This is a genomic window from Enterococcus salsurae (assembly GCF_054784955.1).
In genome coordinates this window covers 284083-298001 of record NZ_BAAHWY010000003.1, presented here as the reverse complement: position 1 = coordinate 298001, position 13919 = coordinate 284083, and the positions used below count along the sequence as shown (strand labels likewise).

Below are 13919 nucleotides of genomic sequence, written 5' to 3'. Positions count from 1 at the left end.
ACCTTCTTTCTTTATATGATAGAAACATCGATTTATCAACATTTCCCTTGATACCTAAAATAAGCAAAATCTGCATAACTGCCTGAGAATTGGTCGAGATCTTGGGCACATAGGCCAATAAAATTCCCTGTGAAGCCACCGGATAGAAAGAGGATCGATTGTGCCGGCAGCCTTTGCCACTCTTGATCTTGACGCCACATGAACTGCCCTTGACTGCCCTCAAGCACCACCTTCAGCTGAATTGGCTGATCTTTGAGGGGCACACAGGTATCAAACAATGTGAAATGGCCTTTTTCATTTTTCATCAGCCGCAAAACACGACCCTTGGTTTCATCATAGGTCACATAGAGGTACAGATAATTTTCTTCATTCAAAAACAACACCAGACCTGCCATTTGATTGAAATGACTTGGTTTGTAGTCCAACAACGTTTCTGCTTCAAAACAAAGGTCTTTTTGCCGAATGGCGAGCAAATGATTGTCAAAATGTGACTGCAACGATTCTCCTGCCATTAACCTCAAAAATCCAGGCCGTTCCTTCAAACGAGACCATTGCTCATGAGGAACCAGCCGTCGGCCATTCCACTCCGGCAGTAATGTTTGCGCGAAGTCATCTGTAAATATCTGGGATTCTTTGTGGACATGCGTTTCAAGCGACAATTGCAGATAACGGTCTGGGATCGTATCGTCATTTTTCACACGCAACCAGCCCAGCGCATCCCAATAAACTTCTTGCAAAGCCGTTTCTCGACCTAAAATAGCGGCGCCTTCAACTGGCCGTGTCATCAGATAACTCATATACCATTTGCCTTCAGGGGTCTGAACCAAACTCCCATGTCCCGTGCATTGGAAAGGAGAATCTTGTCGGTCGTTGGCAGACATCATTGGGTTCTCTGGATCGACCTCGTATGGTCCAGTGATCGCTCTACTGCGGCAAACTGTGACCGAATGACCGCTGCCGGTGCCCCCTTCAGCCGTCAACAGATAGTAATACCCTTGATGGTGATAGAGATGGGGTGCTTCTGTTTTGGCTAGATCCGTCCCAGAGAAAATGTTTGTTTTCGGTCCAACAAGCCCTTCTGTTTCCTTATACTCCTGCATCACGATCCCCACAGATTTATTCGGCGTTGTTTTCCGGTAGTCCCACAAAGCATTCAATAACCATTTGCGTCCGTCTGGATCATGATAGAGTGAGGGGTCAAATCCGCTGCTGTTCAAATAAATGGGGCTGCGCCATGGGCCTGTGATACTTGGGGCTGTCATCAGATAATTGCGACAATCTTTGAAAGGCCGCGTCGTGTTGCGAACATTCGTAAAGACACAATAAAATGTCCCTTGATCATAGCTGATCTGCGGCGCCCAAATACTGCAGTCTTGGGCATTCCCTCTCAAATCGATTTGGTCAACAAGCAGATCGGTGCAATGTGTCCATTCAGCTAAATTTGTGGAATGGTAGATGCGAATACCCGGCAACCATTCAAAAGATGAAACCGCAATATAATAATCGCTCCCCACTCGCAGGATGCTCGGATCTGGGTTAAAGCCTGGTAATATTGGATTCTCAATCGTGATCATTCATTCAAACACTCCTTTTGAGAAAATAATTTTCGTGGTTTAGGTTTGCGGATCAGGCATAATGCAGCTGCTAAAAAGAATAAAAAGGCAATTGGAAAAGCCAAATATTGGGTTCCGACCAAACAGATCAAACCTGCCAGGACCAATATACAGGCGGCTGCTTTAAGGTAATTGCGGTACGTGATCAAAGAATTGGCCACAACCACTAATAGGATCACAATCAGCAACGTAAAGCCAAACCAGGCACCCAGTGTTTTGAATTGTCTGAAGGCTTCTTCCTCTGGCATTTGATTAAAAACTGCAGGAAAAACCGTTGAAAATAATGTACTGAATTGCGTCACGGTGATCTGGTTCATCACCAATGTGAATCCCCCTAAAAAGACAATCGACAAACCGATGCCCATCCAGCCTAACCATTGTTCAATACTTTGTTTCATTCTAGCCTCATTCCTTTCATATCGATCCATGCTGCCCGTTGCTGTGCCTTTGCGTACGTACAATGATGTTCGATAAAACTGACGTGCTGCCGCTGTTCAGTTTTTCCCCAATCGCTCCAACCCTCTTGCGCAAGAGCCTCATCGAAATGACAAGTATGAAATCCTACTTTCGCAGGAATACGCCAAGGTCGGCCAAGGAGATACGTTTTTGCACCAGTGATCTGGCAATTGTTAAAGACAAACCCCTTTGCTTCTGGCGATGTCGCTGCTGCCGTCAGATAATTGTTTTGCGCGGTATGCTTGCAATGCAGTCGGCAGCGATCAAAATACGCATTGCCGCCGCCAAAAATCACATCAACTGTTCCACGGATTACGCAATTGCTAAAAAAGCGCGCTTGCTGCGGGTAGGATTTCTCAAGCCAAGGGCTGATCAAAGGCGTGCCTTCTTTGGTCAATTGCGGTAAAGGACCTAAACAAAGAGTGTCCTGATAACCATCAAAACAACAATCCACAAAGTACATCTCGGTCCCTTCCAAATAGACAGCCACAGCTTGCCCGACTTGATCGCCCGGACCAGCAGTATTTTTGACAGTGAGTCCTTTTACCACGATATCGTGACCATTGACAAATAATGCCGCTGTTTGAAACGTTCCTCTTGGGACGCCTTGCAACAATTGCAATGCCGCTAGATCAGACTGCAGGATTGTATCCGCCTCGCAGAGGATCGTCAGATGATCATGGTAGATTTTGACTGTTTCCTGATACACCCCACTAGCCACATATATCGTACAGCTCAACTTGCCTTTGGCTGCATGATCAACAGCCGATTGGATGCTGACAAAGTCATACATGAAGGGATCTTTGCCAACAGTGCAAGTCATTATCCTAGGTGTTTTTTCAAAAAAAGGCGCCACAAGCTTCTCATCTCCTCGGTTTCTTCATGTCCGCCGATCAGCTGCTCTGACTGCCAATGGTCCGGACAATGCATGTCTTGATAGACCTTTTGCAAGTGTTGATCAAGGATTTTGACACCGCTTGTTGGGCAGCCTTTATCAGCAATCCCAACCAAACTTAATCTCGGTCTCGGGGCGATCCATTGTTGGATTTCCCCCGTCGTCCAATCCGACAACAACCCAGGCAAATAATAATAAAAGCCATGCTTATCGAGGCTGTTTTCTTCAATCAGTGCGTGATAATCGACTTGCGCGGCGATGTCTACCACAACCCGAACACGAGGATCAACGGCAGCCAACCACCAGCTCATTAAGCCCCCCATTGACATGCCAATCGTTGCAATCGATGCTGCATCGATTTCTTTGCGCGAAAGCAGATAGGTCAGAAACTGCTGATTGTCATAAATCCGTTGCCCCCATAAGGTCTTGCCTTGCAAGAGGAAACGCTTGAACAGCTGGCTTTCGCCACGCCTACGCGCACCAAACCCCCACATGTCAATGCAGCCTACGGCATATCCGTCTGAAATCAACGTTTCGAGAAAACTAGGTGTGTGCAAATATTCCGCACCGGTAAGCAACTCTGACTTGCCATTGTCAAAATCGCCGCCATGGGAATGATTGTATATCACGCATGGTACTGGTTGCGTTGCAGGGGGATAAGCAAAATATGCCGGAACCCATTCCTCTTGATTCAGTCTTAACACCAGATGTTCCAAAGTATAGTGTTCAGTGGTCGTGATGGTTTGGCGAATCACTTCTGGTCCTGCTTTCATCGCCGGCCCTAGACAATCATAGATCGTGTTCATCCTGATGGACACCTTCCAAATCGATCGATCGTCCATTTGCAAAAGAGCGACTGACTGTGATATCGCTTCCCTGTTCAACATGAAAAGCTTGTTTGACACCTTGCAGATCTATCCGATCAAACTGGATGTTCTTCGCAAAACCCAAGAAGAACCCTTCATTGGTCATGTCTTCAATCCCGGTCATCATCGCAGGTTTGCCCTGAATCGGGTCATCTGCCATCGATACCGCAATATCATGAAAAGTGACTTCGGAGATCGATCGCTCTGCCAATCCATAAATAAAACCAGCTGCTGCATGGACGTTGCGCGCAGTAATATCTGCAAAATGGATCCGTCTGAAATGGGGTGTGTCTTCCGTGATGGGATACGGCTGTTTATCCCAGACATATTTTTCTTTGCCTCGTGGTCCGCAGAAATAATACAAATTCAGTGTAAAAGGACAAATCACTTGGTCCATGACCACATTGCTGACACGAACATCTTCTATGATGCCGCCGCGTCCCCGACGAGATTTCAAACGAATACCGCGATCGGTTTCTTGGAAAATACAATTGCTGATCGTCACATTGCGAATGTCGCCGCTCATTTCACTGCCGAGAACAACAGCACCATGGCCATGAAGCATTTGGCAATTGCTGATGGTGATATTTTCGCAAGATATTCGTTCAGCTGTATCTTCTGTTCCCGACTTAATAGCAATACAATCGTCCCCTACATCAATATGGCAATTCGTGATGCGGACATTTTTACAGGATTCTGGATCAATCCCATCCGTATTTGGTGAGTCAGCAGGATTCTTGATCCGAACATTATCAATGGTGATATCTTGGCAAAGGATTGGGTTCACTGTCCAACTAGGTGAGTCGATCAAATAAATATCTTTCAGATTGATCCTCTGACAGCAATCAAAACTGATTAATTTAGGGCGAGGATACGCGAGGTCTTCAGGATGTTCACGAAAAAGGGTCCACCATTTCTGCCCCTGACCATCAATGGTACCAAAACCTGTAACAGCAATATTCTCGGCATTTTCTGCGTAGATACATGAAGCATAGACTGCCCGCTTGACCCCTTCCCAACGGGAGGTCACAACTGGATAATCTTGAGGGTCATCTGAGAATACCAATCGCGCCCCACTCATCAGATGCAGCTCAACATTGCTTTTTAAAAATAAAGCACCCGTCTGATATGTGCCGGCCGCGAATGTTAGGCGTCCGCCGCCATGCGTAAATAGTTCATCAATTTTTGCTTGGATCGCTTCTGTCATTTGACCATTCTTTTTCCTTAGTTGCTTTTCTTGTAATTGAATGTCCATCTTTATCCTCCCTATGCTAACGGCTGCAGCAATAAACTCGCTTGTAAAAAGGCGCCGTACCCTTTGAAATCGTTGGTAATGATCGGTTCACTAATATAATAGACGAATGAGCCATCTCGATTATCCGGTCCGCCTAGTCCTGCTACTTCGCAGTTTCTGATCAAATTAAGCCAGCCTTCTTGGGTAATAAAAACAAATTCATCAATGATGCCTTGATACGTTTCTTCAACAAAAGTTTGCCATTGTGGTGAAATCACGCCTAGCTGAATTGCTTTTGCCGCGGCATAACAGATCATCGATGAAGCTGAAGCTTCCAGGTAATTGCCAGTTTTTTCGCCTTGATCTAACACTTGATACCAGACATGTTCTGCTGAGCGAACATTGGCCAATGCTTGCAACGTGTGTGCAAACATCTCTGCCAACAATTCTCTTGCTGCACCAGATGGCAGCAAAGCCATCGTATCCACCAATGCCATCATGAACCAGCCAATGGAGCGGCCCCAAAAATGAGCGGAGCAGCCCGTTTCTGGGTTTGCCCACGGCTGAATCTTCGTTTCATCCCAGGCATGGTAGAGCAAGTTGGTTTTAAGATCGCGGGTTTGCTGATAACAATGCGCAAACTGCTGGATCACATCCTCCAGATCAGATTCTTTGCCGAAGGTTACTGCATATTCGGCTAAGAAAGGTGCCCCCATATACAAGCCATCTAACCAGACTTGATTGGGATAGATTTTTTTGTGCCAGAAACTGCCATCTTTGGTGCGGGGCATTTCTTGGAGCTGTCGGTACAAAAGATCTAATGCCAGCTTATATTTGGTCTCTTTTGTCTTTTTATATAGTAGAAATAAAAGCTTACCATTGTTGATATAGTCAATATTCATCGCATCGAAGGCATATCCTCGGATCGTACCATCTGTTTGCAGATAGAAATCCATGGTTTCTTTGATGTAATCAAAATAGCGTTCATCATTGGTTTGGAGATAGGCCTCTTTGACACCTTGCAGTACGACCCCAATATCATACGACCATTTGCCATGATATCTTTTTTCTTTCGGTAATAATTCGTAGCGTTGAAACAAGGTATCTAACGCAATTTGCGCATAATTCGTCATAATCATTCTTATTCCTTTCTTGTTATCTGATCATCGTGTTTGCAGCATGAGCACTTTTGGTGTGAATATCGTTGATGATTTTTTGCGCTGAAGTGGCGATAATAAGCCCAAATATACTGACGCCTGCACACACAATCAGGATGGGCAGATAGGTCGCGATCAGTAAATAACCTGCGACCAAAATAGACCAAGTGATGATCGAGTAATGCAAATATCCAAAACCTAACAACAAGCTGCCTGTCAAAATAGCCTTTATGGAAGGGTAATTCACTGCCGCCATGATGCTGTAAACATTCATGAACATAAACAGCAAGGCAACCAGAAACAGCAAATTGGCGATTTGGATAAACCAAGAACCTGCATTGAACAGATTCGTGACAACGATACCCATCGATAGACCGATCAGCCAGCTGATCAACACCGATTGCCGGAAGCGCTCTTTGCTATAATGGAAGAATTGACGAATCATCGGTGGCTGTTCTTTCAAGCGCAACCATCGATCATAGGTTTTCATCAAGGCATACGTAGCAGGTCCGATGCCAAAGACGACGCCGCCCAACAGTGTCACACTAAGCCACAGAAATTGCAGCAGAATCACGCGATACACAGCAAGCAAGAGATCATTGACTCTTATTATTTTATCAAGATTCATCAGAGCACCTCTTTCTTAATAGATCCCGTCTTCACCGAATTTTTTTGCCAAACGATTGGCAAAGACTACTAAGATCAGACCCACAAGGCCTTTAAACAACCCAACAGCAGTTGAATAACTCAGTTGACCATTTTGGATCCCGGCGGTAAAAACAAAGGTATCAAAAATCTGTGCAACTTCTCGATTCATCGAATTCATCAACAAGAACATATGCTCAAAACCCATATCTAAAATTGATCCGATCTTCAATATCAACAGCGTAACGATCGTTGGTCGAATACAAGGCAATGTGATATGCCACATTTTGCGCAGCTTACCTGCGCCATCCATATCAGCAGCTTCATATAACTGTTCATCAACACTGGTGATGGCTGCCAAATACACGATCGTTCCCCAGCCGGCACCTTTCCAGAGATCTTGGAAAATATACATCGGCCGCAACCATGCTTTGCTGGTCAAGAAGGCAATGCGTTCACCCCCAAAACTTTCAATAATATTGTTGATCACGCCGCCTTCAGTCGTCAGTAAAACATAGAAAATGGATACCACGATCACCCATGACATGAAATGTGGTAAGTAGATGATGGTCTGGATACTTTTCTTCAAACGTCGGTTATTGACTTCATTGAGTAACAGCGCCAATAAGATTGGAAACGGAAATGAAATGGTGATGTTCAAGAAGAACATGATCAATGTATTCCGCATCAGCATCATAAACGTGTCTTCTGTAAACAAGCGAATAAAATGGGTCATGCCCACAAAAGGACTGTCTAAAATCCCCAAAAAAGGTTGATAATCTTGAAAAGCGATCACTAATCCACCCATTGGCACGTATTTGAATACGACAAAATATAAAATGCCAGGTAATAGCATCAAATACAGTGCTTTGTTTTTCTTGATTTGCGCCCATTTCTTCTTTTTCATTCGTTCTTGTAATTCTTTTCCCGTCGGTGGTGAAAAAGCCGTGTCTATTTTTGTTTCCATAGATAGTCCTCCGATGTCTTTTTGATTTATTTGATGTGTTCATGGTAGCTTGAAAGCGTTATTCCGTATATAATCATTTCTCCACTTGTGAAAATCACCACATGATTATCCTCCGAATCATTAAATCGCTTACATGTAAAACTGATTATATACGTTCTTTCTTAGCCATGTTACGTTTTAATTACTATTCATCACTTAAAAAAAAACGGAGGAAACCAATCATGCAGCAAACGAAGAAAAAAAAGTACCATTCCAACAGTGATCGACTTGTTCAAGGATTTATCATCGGTTTTTTATTGCTATTCACTTTGATGTGTCTGATCCCTTTCCTGAATATTCTAGGTAGTTCATTTGCGACACCAGCAGAGATTGCAACGAGAACATTCATTATCATTCCTAGAGAGTTCACTTTGAATGCGTATCGCTACATTCTTTCCACACCCACGATCTTTCAAAGTATCGGCGTGTCATTGATCGTTACGATCACAGGAACATTCCTATCTATGGTGCTAACAGCATTTATGGCTTATGCCCTATCACGTAAATACCTACACGGACGAGGAATCTTCAATTTTATTGTCGTCTTTACGATGTTGTTCAGCGGTGGGATGATACCCACGTTTATCCTGGTCCAAAGTCTTGGCTTGATCGACTCAATTTGGTCATTGATCTTGCCTAGCGCAGTCAGTGCCTACAATATGATCATTATGCGTAATTTTTTCCAAGGGATCCCTGATAGTTTAGAAGAATCAGCAAAAATGGATGGCTGCTCTGATTGGGGTGTCTTCTTTCGAATCATCCTGCCGCTCTCTCTTCCCTCGATTGCAACAATCTCGCTCTTTTATGCGGTCAGTTATTGGAACACCTATCAATCAGCGATCCTCTATATCAATGATTCTGCCAAATGGCCGATCCAAGTGTTATTGCGACAGATCGTGATCGTGTCAAGTGGCATGAATGCTGATGCAACCAGTGTTGATGTCGTGCCGCCAGCGCAATCTGTCAAAATGGCCGTGATCATGGTGGCAACCATGCCAATGCTGATCGCCTATCCTTTTGTCCAGAAGTATTTTGTCAAAGGGGCCATGGTTGGCTCTGTCAAAGGGTAATCAAAAAAAACCTTTCCGCTTAGCTGGGGTGCTGTAAGACAATATTGTTATAATAATAGGACACAGAAAAAAACAAGAAACTTTAAGGTTAAAGTTATAAGACTTGCGAAAAGTCCCACACCAGTAAAACACTATTTAATAAAATAACAATGAACATAGTTAAAAACATGCGATAAACAAAGAAACGCTTAAAACAGGATTTGCCTAGCAAGTCCTGTTTTTACTTTTTATTAACGACTAGAGCATAATTAACAAATGTGGTCACAACCATAACTATGAAAAATATCGTCACTTAATTAGATGTGATGATTGTCAGAATAATAAACCAATAGAACATCTTCTAAGTCTCTCGCAATGTATAAATCTTATAAAAATATCAATTAGCCAACGATAACCTTTAAAACAAAGATTCGTAATATACTATTTAATAAAACTATTTTATTAGAATCAATTGAGAGCTCTACGGCTATTAAACAGGACTCGCTCAAAAGGCAAGACCTGTTTTTTTTAGTATCATATTTCATCATCTCATTTTTCTAGACAGTTGTATTTTATAGACTTGTTTGCTGTACTCAATTCGAAATACTAAGAACATTGTGTATTTATCCTGAAAATACGTTAAGTCAGAGATATAGACACACATAATTCACGGAAAACTAGATACTCTTGAATAGACAAGGCTCACTATTTAAAGTTTTTTAATGTTATATTTGATATAATTGAGAAAAAGAAAACAGGAGTGGCAAGATGGTTAAAACTCTATTCTCTAAGTCAGATACAGGCGCAAAGGCTGCTTGGAAAGGATTTTCATCACAAACAACGTATATTGCTTATAGGCTAATCAACCTCGATGAGGAATTTGAATTTTGTCCTGAGCAAGTCGAAGATTTGTTAATAAATAAAGACGGAATTGCTCATGAGATTGTTCAAGTAAAAAACCTCTCTTCACCACTTTCATTGTCAGACTTGAATCCGAGTGAATCAGACTCTTTCTTTAGAAGATGCCTGTCCTATAAAGACACTAACAAAAACATAGTTCTCAAAATCATATCATTTGGGAAAGTTGGACCTGAAATTATAGGCTTTAGTGATATGGAGTCGGCTGAGTTCAAAAAAATCAGCACTAAATTAATTGAAAATGGCTACGAAGAAGATGAAATAATTTGGCTTGGTAGGCATCTATCTATTGAAGAAGTGAATGAATATGAGTTGATTGAAGCAATCTACAATCAATTAGAGAAGACTATTGAAACCATGGTCGCTCCTAGTATTTTTTTAGATATCCTGACACAGTACGTAGCTAACCTATCTAGGTATTCTGATTCAACTACTAAAAAATTGTGGAATGAAAAAATTAGACAGATAAGTATTGATTTAGCTGCTGTTGGTGGTTTTGCTAAAGAATTTGGCAACTCTATTCTTCCCATGACTGAGTACAAACAAACTGAAAGTTTAGAAAAGTTACAAAAAGAATATGTGGCTGGAATTAATGCTCAACCTCAACATATACGTCTCGGACTTGATGTTACTAGAGGTTATTGGATAGAGCAAATAGATAAATGCTTTCATAACGAGAAAATAGTTGTTATAAAAGGGGCTTCGGGTCAAGGGAAATCATCTCTATCATATCGATACCTGTATAAATACTATACAGAAAAAGATGTTTTTTGCATTCAATCAGTTACTAATGAAGAGCAGGCTCAAAATATTGTCATTGCTTTAAATGGTCTAGCGAAAGAAAATAGCGACATCATAGTGTATTACGATGTGTCTCCTCAGGACACAAACTGGACTTGGGTATGCGATAAGCTGCATGAATACGGCTCTGAATTCAAGCTACTGATATCAATAAGGGAAGAAGATTATCGGAGAGCAACAGTTGATAATTCGAAAACACCGATCGAATACATAAACCTTACCTTGAGTATTGAAGAGGCAGAGTTTATTTATCAAAGATATAAGAATAATGAATTTCGCTCTTTTGAAGAATCGTGGGAAGCTTTTGGTGGGACTGGTCCATTGATGGAGTATACGTATATGCTAAATCAAAGCGAAACTTTAAGAAAAAAGCTTGAATCCCAAATAAATCGAATAGTAAATAGTGAAGATTATATTGAAGAATGGCTCGTATTCTTGCTGGTTGTTAGTTATGCCGGAAAATTTAGCATTGATGTAGACATAAAAAAGTTATTCTCAAATGTCAGTGTTAATAATAAATCGAAAATGATATTTTTGTTTGAAAAGGAATATCTAGTGAGAGTTTCTGACGATAGTAGAAAGATAAATACACTACACGCACTAAGGGCACGTCTCCTTTCTGATATACTACTAGATTATCTTTTAGTTACTGAAATCGAAACTATAGATCTAGTAATGAAATCAACTAGTACTAACATGTTCTTTTTATTAGTGTCGTATTTTTACGATAATAGCATAAATGATGAACTTTTAAATATTTTAAGTTGTGTAAAGTATGATTCATGGCAGTGTTACTCAAGTGTGGTTCGTTCTTTGTTATGGCTAGAACTCCGAAAATACTATATAGAAAATAGAGACACTATATATAGAATTGACAACCACTGTCCTGGAAAATTCCCTCTTTTCTTATTAGGGGATGTTACAACATACTACCCTGAATTTGATGGTAATGAGTCACTAGAAATTATGCGTAAAATTCAACCTAAGCGAGTTCAGACGATTGAAGCTGATCTTACAGAATTAAAAAGTAGAAAAATGAAATATGATATTGTAGACAAATTCATGATAAATTCCATGGATAATGTCCCCAATTGTACCATCTCCACGCCAGAAGAATTAAACGCAGTAGGATATAGTCTTTTTTGGCTAGCTCTTAGGGGCGTGAAGATAGATGACTCAAGAATTATTTTACCTGACAATATCCAGAACAAGGAGGAGTATTTAGAACCTCTTCTGAACTTAATCGTTGGTATTCAAAAGCAAAATATGACGGAAATCTATCAAAAAATTTACCCAGCTTTACTAGAAAAGGTCAAGAGGAAATTTGGAATTATTTATCTGACAGAAGATAAAAAAACCTATGATGCGTCTTATCTCATGAACATATACGATACTGATAAAGCAAAAATACAATATGAAAATAGCTATATAATGTCAATAGTAAGTTCTTTTAGGAGACTTTCAATAAAAAAAGAACAGTACAATGTCAAATTAGTTGGAGGACAAATCATTGAAAATCTGGAAATACCAGATGTAATCAAAACAATCAAAGCTAATAACCTACCATGGTTATGGATCACTGAGATTAATGGGTGGCTAATTAAACAGCACAATTACGATATGCTTCCAGACAATTGGGATATAGTAGAAGAAAATATTAAAATAAGTATGAATCAAAATATTGAAATAATAAGCATTCTTGAACGTGGCTTAAGTCATTTCTATAAAAAGAAAAACCTCACTGCTCTAAACATGGATGACTTGTTAATGAAAATTAATAACTCTATGGCACGGTTAAATAATAATTTTCTTTACTACCCTAAAGTTTCTGTTGATAAGTTTGGGGTAAATAATATTCGGGTTATCGTTGACACCAATGATAATGCTATCTCTAAAATTAATGAGTCTCTTAGTTTTTCTGAGTCTAGCACTAAAAATAAACAGTTCGTCCAAGCTTTTTCTGATTATAGAAATAAATTAAATGCTTTTTACGAAAATATGCATAAACTCTTAGTAGAGCGAATCAATGGAGAAAAAACATCACATCAATCTAAATTATCGCTTATCAACCTTGTAAATAGCATAGATGTTCTGCACACAGCATCCTATCTTTATAGAAAAGAATTCAGAGGTTTAGATGAATTAATAACCGAGGAAGATTATAACAATTTACTTGTTTTTGTGGCTATATGGTCTCATTTTTATGAATCTGAATTTAGGATTGAGAGAAATATGCTGTTTGAAAGGAAAGAATATATTAAGAGATATCGAAAAAGAATTTATAACTTTTTAAATAACAAAATAAATGAATATGATGGTGTTATTGATTTAGAAATCTCAGATAGTATTATTATGAGTGTCGAGCACTCTAGTTTGGAAAATATCTTCAAAGAATTAGTTGATGATTTCAATAACACTTTCCCAGAGATTGGTATCTTCTCATTTGAAAATATCTTGTGGAATCAGTCATTCAATGAAATTATTATTAGTCCGAGCATTTTTGGTTATAAAATCCCCTTTAAATATAAATTGTTAAGTGAAAAATTTGCATATATAGACAGTATTGAAAAATTAATGATGACCACCCAACTGACAGATGAGATAAAGATAGAATCCACTGAACTCGATTCATTTCTTAAGTACAATGGCTTACAGTCAGACTTATACGTTTTTTCAGTATACGTATGTCAAGTTAATCAGTTTTTAGACGACAAGAGGTGCGATAATGGCTATGATAAAAATATTTTTGCTGACTGGAAGATTAACGTAAGCAAAGTAATCAATGATGATATCTTGTCTGCAATCTACCATAATGCTTACTCTGTCGTAAATGAACTTACACTCTATATGCCTGAGTCTGGCAACCTAAGGGCAAACGAAAAACTGAGTGAGATAAATACTTTAGTTGAAGAGTTTAAATTAGAAATCGATATTTTACTTACTACAAGTAGTACTGAAAAATGGAATAAATTGATAAAGCAACTAAAATTTTTATGCTCAGAGCTGACAGAGTTGATTTCTTATGACTTAGAAATGTTATTAGTTACACATCAAAATACTAATCAAATTGTTAATGATGAGGTATACTAATTAAACGAATTATAAGACTAATAAAACCTAATTTACACTAGCAAGATGTGCCTTAAGAATAAAACACGCCTTTCTAATTTTAAAACTATAGGATTAGCAAGAACCATTCTCTTTCCGATTTTTAACTAGATGAATCACTCCACAAATTGATATTACCTCTAAACCAAACAGTGAAGCAATAACAAAGTT

Annotated in this window: 10 protein-coding genes; 2 read left to right on the top strand and 8 right to left on the bottom strand. The window is 39.8% G+C overall.

From position 1 onward, the window contains the following. Window positions 1–35: 35 nt before the first annotated feature. From ACYVRS_RS09575 to ACYVRS_RS09540, 8 genes are read right to left on the bottom strand one after another with little or no spacing between them, the layout of a single operon-like run. A complete protein-coding gene (locus ACYVRS_RS09575; protein WP_461203241.1) occupies window positions 36–1574 on the bottom strand; it encodes a glycoside hydrolase family 43 protein in 1539 nt (512 codons plus the stop codon). Beyond that, window positions 1571–2011, bottom strand: coding sequence for a DUF4064 domain-containing protein (locus ACYVRS_RS09570; RefSeq protein ID WP_313539423.1), 441 nt, complete (start codon window positions 2009–2011; stop codon window positions 1571–1573). The genes ACYVRS_RS09575 and ACYVRS_RS09570 overlap by 4 nt, the downstream gene beginning before the upstream one ends. Then, on the bottom strand, window positions 2008–2925 hold the full coding sequence (locus ACYVRS_RS09565) for a pectinesterase family protein (protein WP_461203240.1): 918 nt from the start codon (window positions 2923–2925) through the stop codon (window positions 2008–2010). The genes ACYVRS_RS09570 and ACYVRS_RS09565 overlap by 4 nt, the downstream gene beginning before the upstream one ends. Continuing rightward, window positions 2892–3770, bottom strand: a complete 879-nt coding sequence (locus ACYVRS_RS09560; protein WP_461203239.1) for a dienelactone hydrolase family protein — start codon at window positions 3768–3770, stop codon at window positions 2892–2894. The genes ACYVRS_RS09565 and ACYVRS_RS09560 overlap by 34 nt, the downstream gene beginning before the upstream one ends. Next, complete coding sequence (locus ACYVRS_RS09555; protein ID WP_461203238.1) at window positions 3754–5085, bottom strand: glycoside hydrolase family 28 protein; 1332 nt, start codon at window positions 5083–5085, stop codon at window positions 3754–3756. Before ACYVRS_RS09555 ends, ACYVRS_RS09560 begins: the two co-directional genes overlap by 17 nt. Before the next feature lie 11 nt (window positions 5086–5096). Continuing rightward, window positions 5097–6197: a glycoside hydrolase family 88/105 protein gene (locus ACYVRS_RS09550; protein WP_313539432.1), complete on the bottom strand. Its 1101-nt coding sequence runs from the start codon at window positions 6195–6197 to the stop codon at window positions 5097–5099. A gap of 22 nt (window positions 6198–6219) precedes the next feature. Further along, complete coding sequence (locus ACYVRS_RS09545) at window positions 6220–6849, bottom strand: YesL family protein (RefSeq protein ID WP_313539435.1); 630 nt, start codon at window positions 6847–6849, stop codon at window positions 6220–6222. 15 nt (window positions 6850–6864) lie between these two features. Next, window positions 6865–7833 carry an ABC transporter permease gene (locus ACYVRS_RS09540; RefSeq protein WP_461203237.1) on the bottom strand — a complete coding sequence of 323 codons (969 nt, stop codon included), beginning with the start codon at window positions 7831–7833 and terminating at the stop codon, window positions 6865–6867. A 221-nt stretch (window positions 7834–8054) separates the two neighbouring features. Between ACYVRS_RS09540 and ACYVRS_RS09535 the strand changes: the two genes are divergently transcribed. Both ACYVRS_RS09535 and ACYVRS_RS09530 read left to right on the top strand, forming a co-directional pair. Further along, window positions 8055–8942: a carbohydrate ABC transporter permease gene (locus ACYVRS_RS09535; protein ID WP_312541353.1), complete on the top strand. Its 888-nt coding sequence runs from the start codon at window positions 8055–8057 to the stop codon at window positions 8940–8942. 747 nt (window positions 8943–9689) lie between these two features. Then, window positions 9690–13730, top strand: coding sequence for a hypothetical protein (locus ACYVRS_RS09530; protein ID WP_461203236.1), 4041 nt, complete (start codon window positions 9690–9692; stop codon window positions 13728–13730). The last annotated feature ends 189 nt before the right edge of the window (window positions 13731–13919 follow it).

What these genes read in the sequence shown, in the direction of transcription:
- ACYVRS_RS09575 (WP_461203241.1), bottom strand. Translation starts at nt 1,574, where the DNA reads ATGATCACGATTGAGAATCCAATATTACCAGGCTTTAACCCAGATCCG.
- ACYVRS_RS09570 (WP_313539423.1), bottom strand. Translation starts at nt 2,011, where the DNA reads ATGAAACAAAGTATTGAACAATGGTTAGGCTGGATGGGCATCGGTTTG.
- ACYVRS_RS09560 (WP_461203239.1), bottom strand. Translation starts at nt 3,770, where the DNA reads ATGAACACGATCTATGATTGTCTAGGGCCGGCGATGAAAGCAGGACCA.
- ACYVRS_RS09555 (WP_461203238.1), bottom strand. Translation starts at nt 5,085, where the DNA reads ATGGACATTCAATTACAAGAAAAGCAACTAAGGAAAAAGAATGGTCAA.
- ACYVRS_RS09550 (WP_313539432.1), bottom strand. Translation starts at nt 6,197, where the DNA reads ATGACGAATTATGCGCAAATTGCGTTAGATACCTTGTTTCAACGCTAC.
- ACYVRS_RS09545 (WP_313539435.1), bottom strand. Translation starts at nt 6,849, where the DNA reads ATGAATCTTGATAAAATAATAAGAGTCAATGATCTCTTGCTTGCTGTG.
- ACYVRS_RS09540 (WP_461203237.1), bottom strand. Translation starts at nt 7,833, where the DNA reads ATGGAAACAAAAATAGACACGGCTTTTTCACCACCGACGGGAAAAGAA.
- ACYVRS_RS09535 (WP_312541353.1), top strand. Translation starts at nt 8,055, where the DNA reads ATGCAGCAAACGAAGAAAAAAAAGTACCATTCCAACAGTGATCGACTT.
- ACYVRS_RS09530 (WP_461203236.1), top strand. Translation starts at nt 9,690, where the DNA reads ATGGTTAAAACTCTATTCTCTAAGTCAGATACAGGCGCAAAGGCTGCT.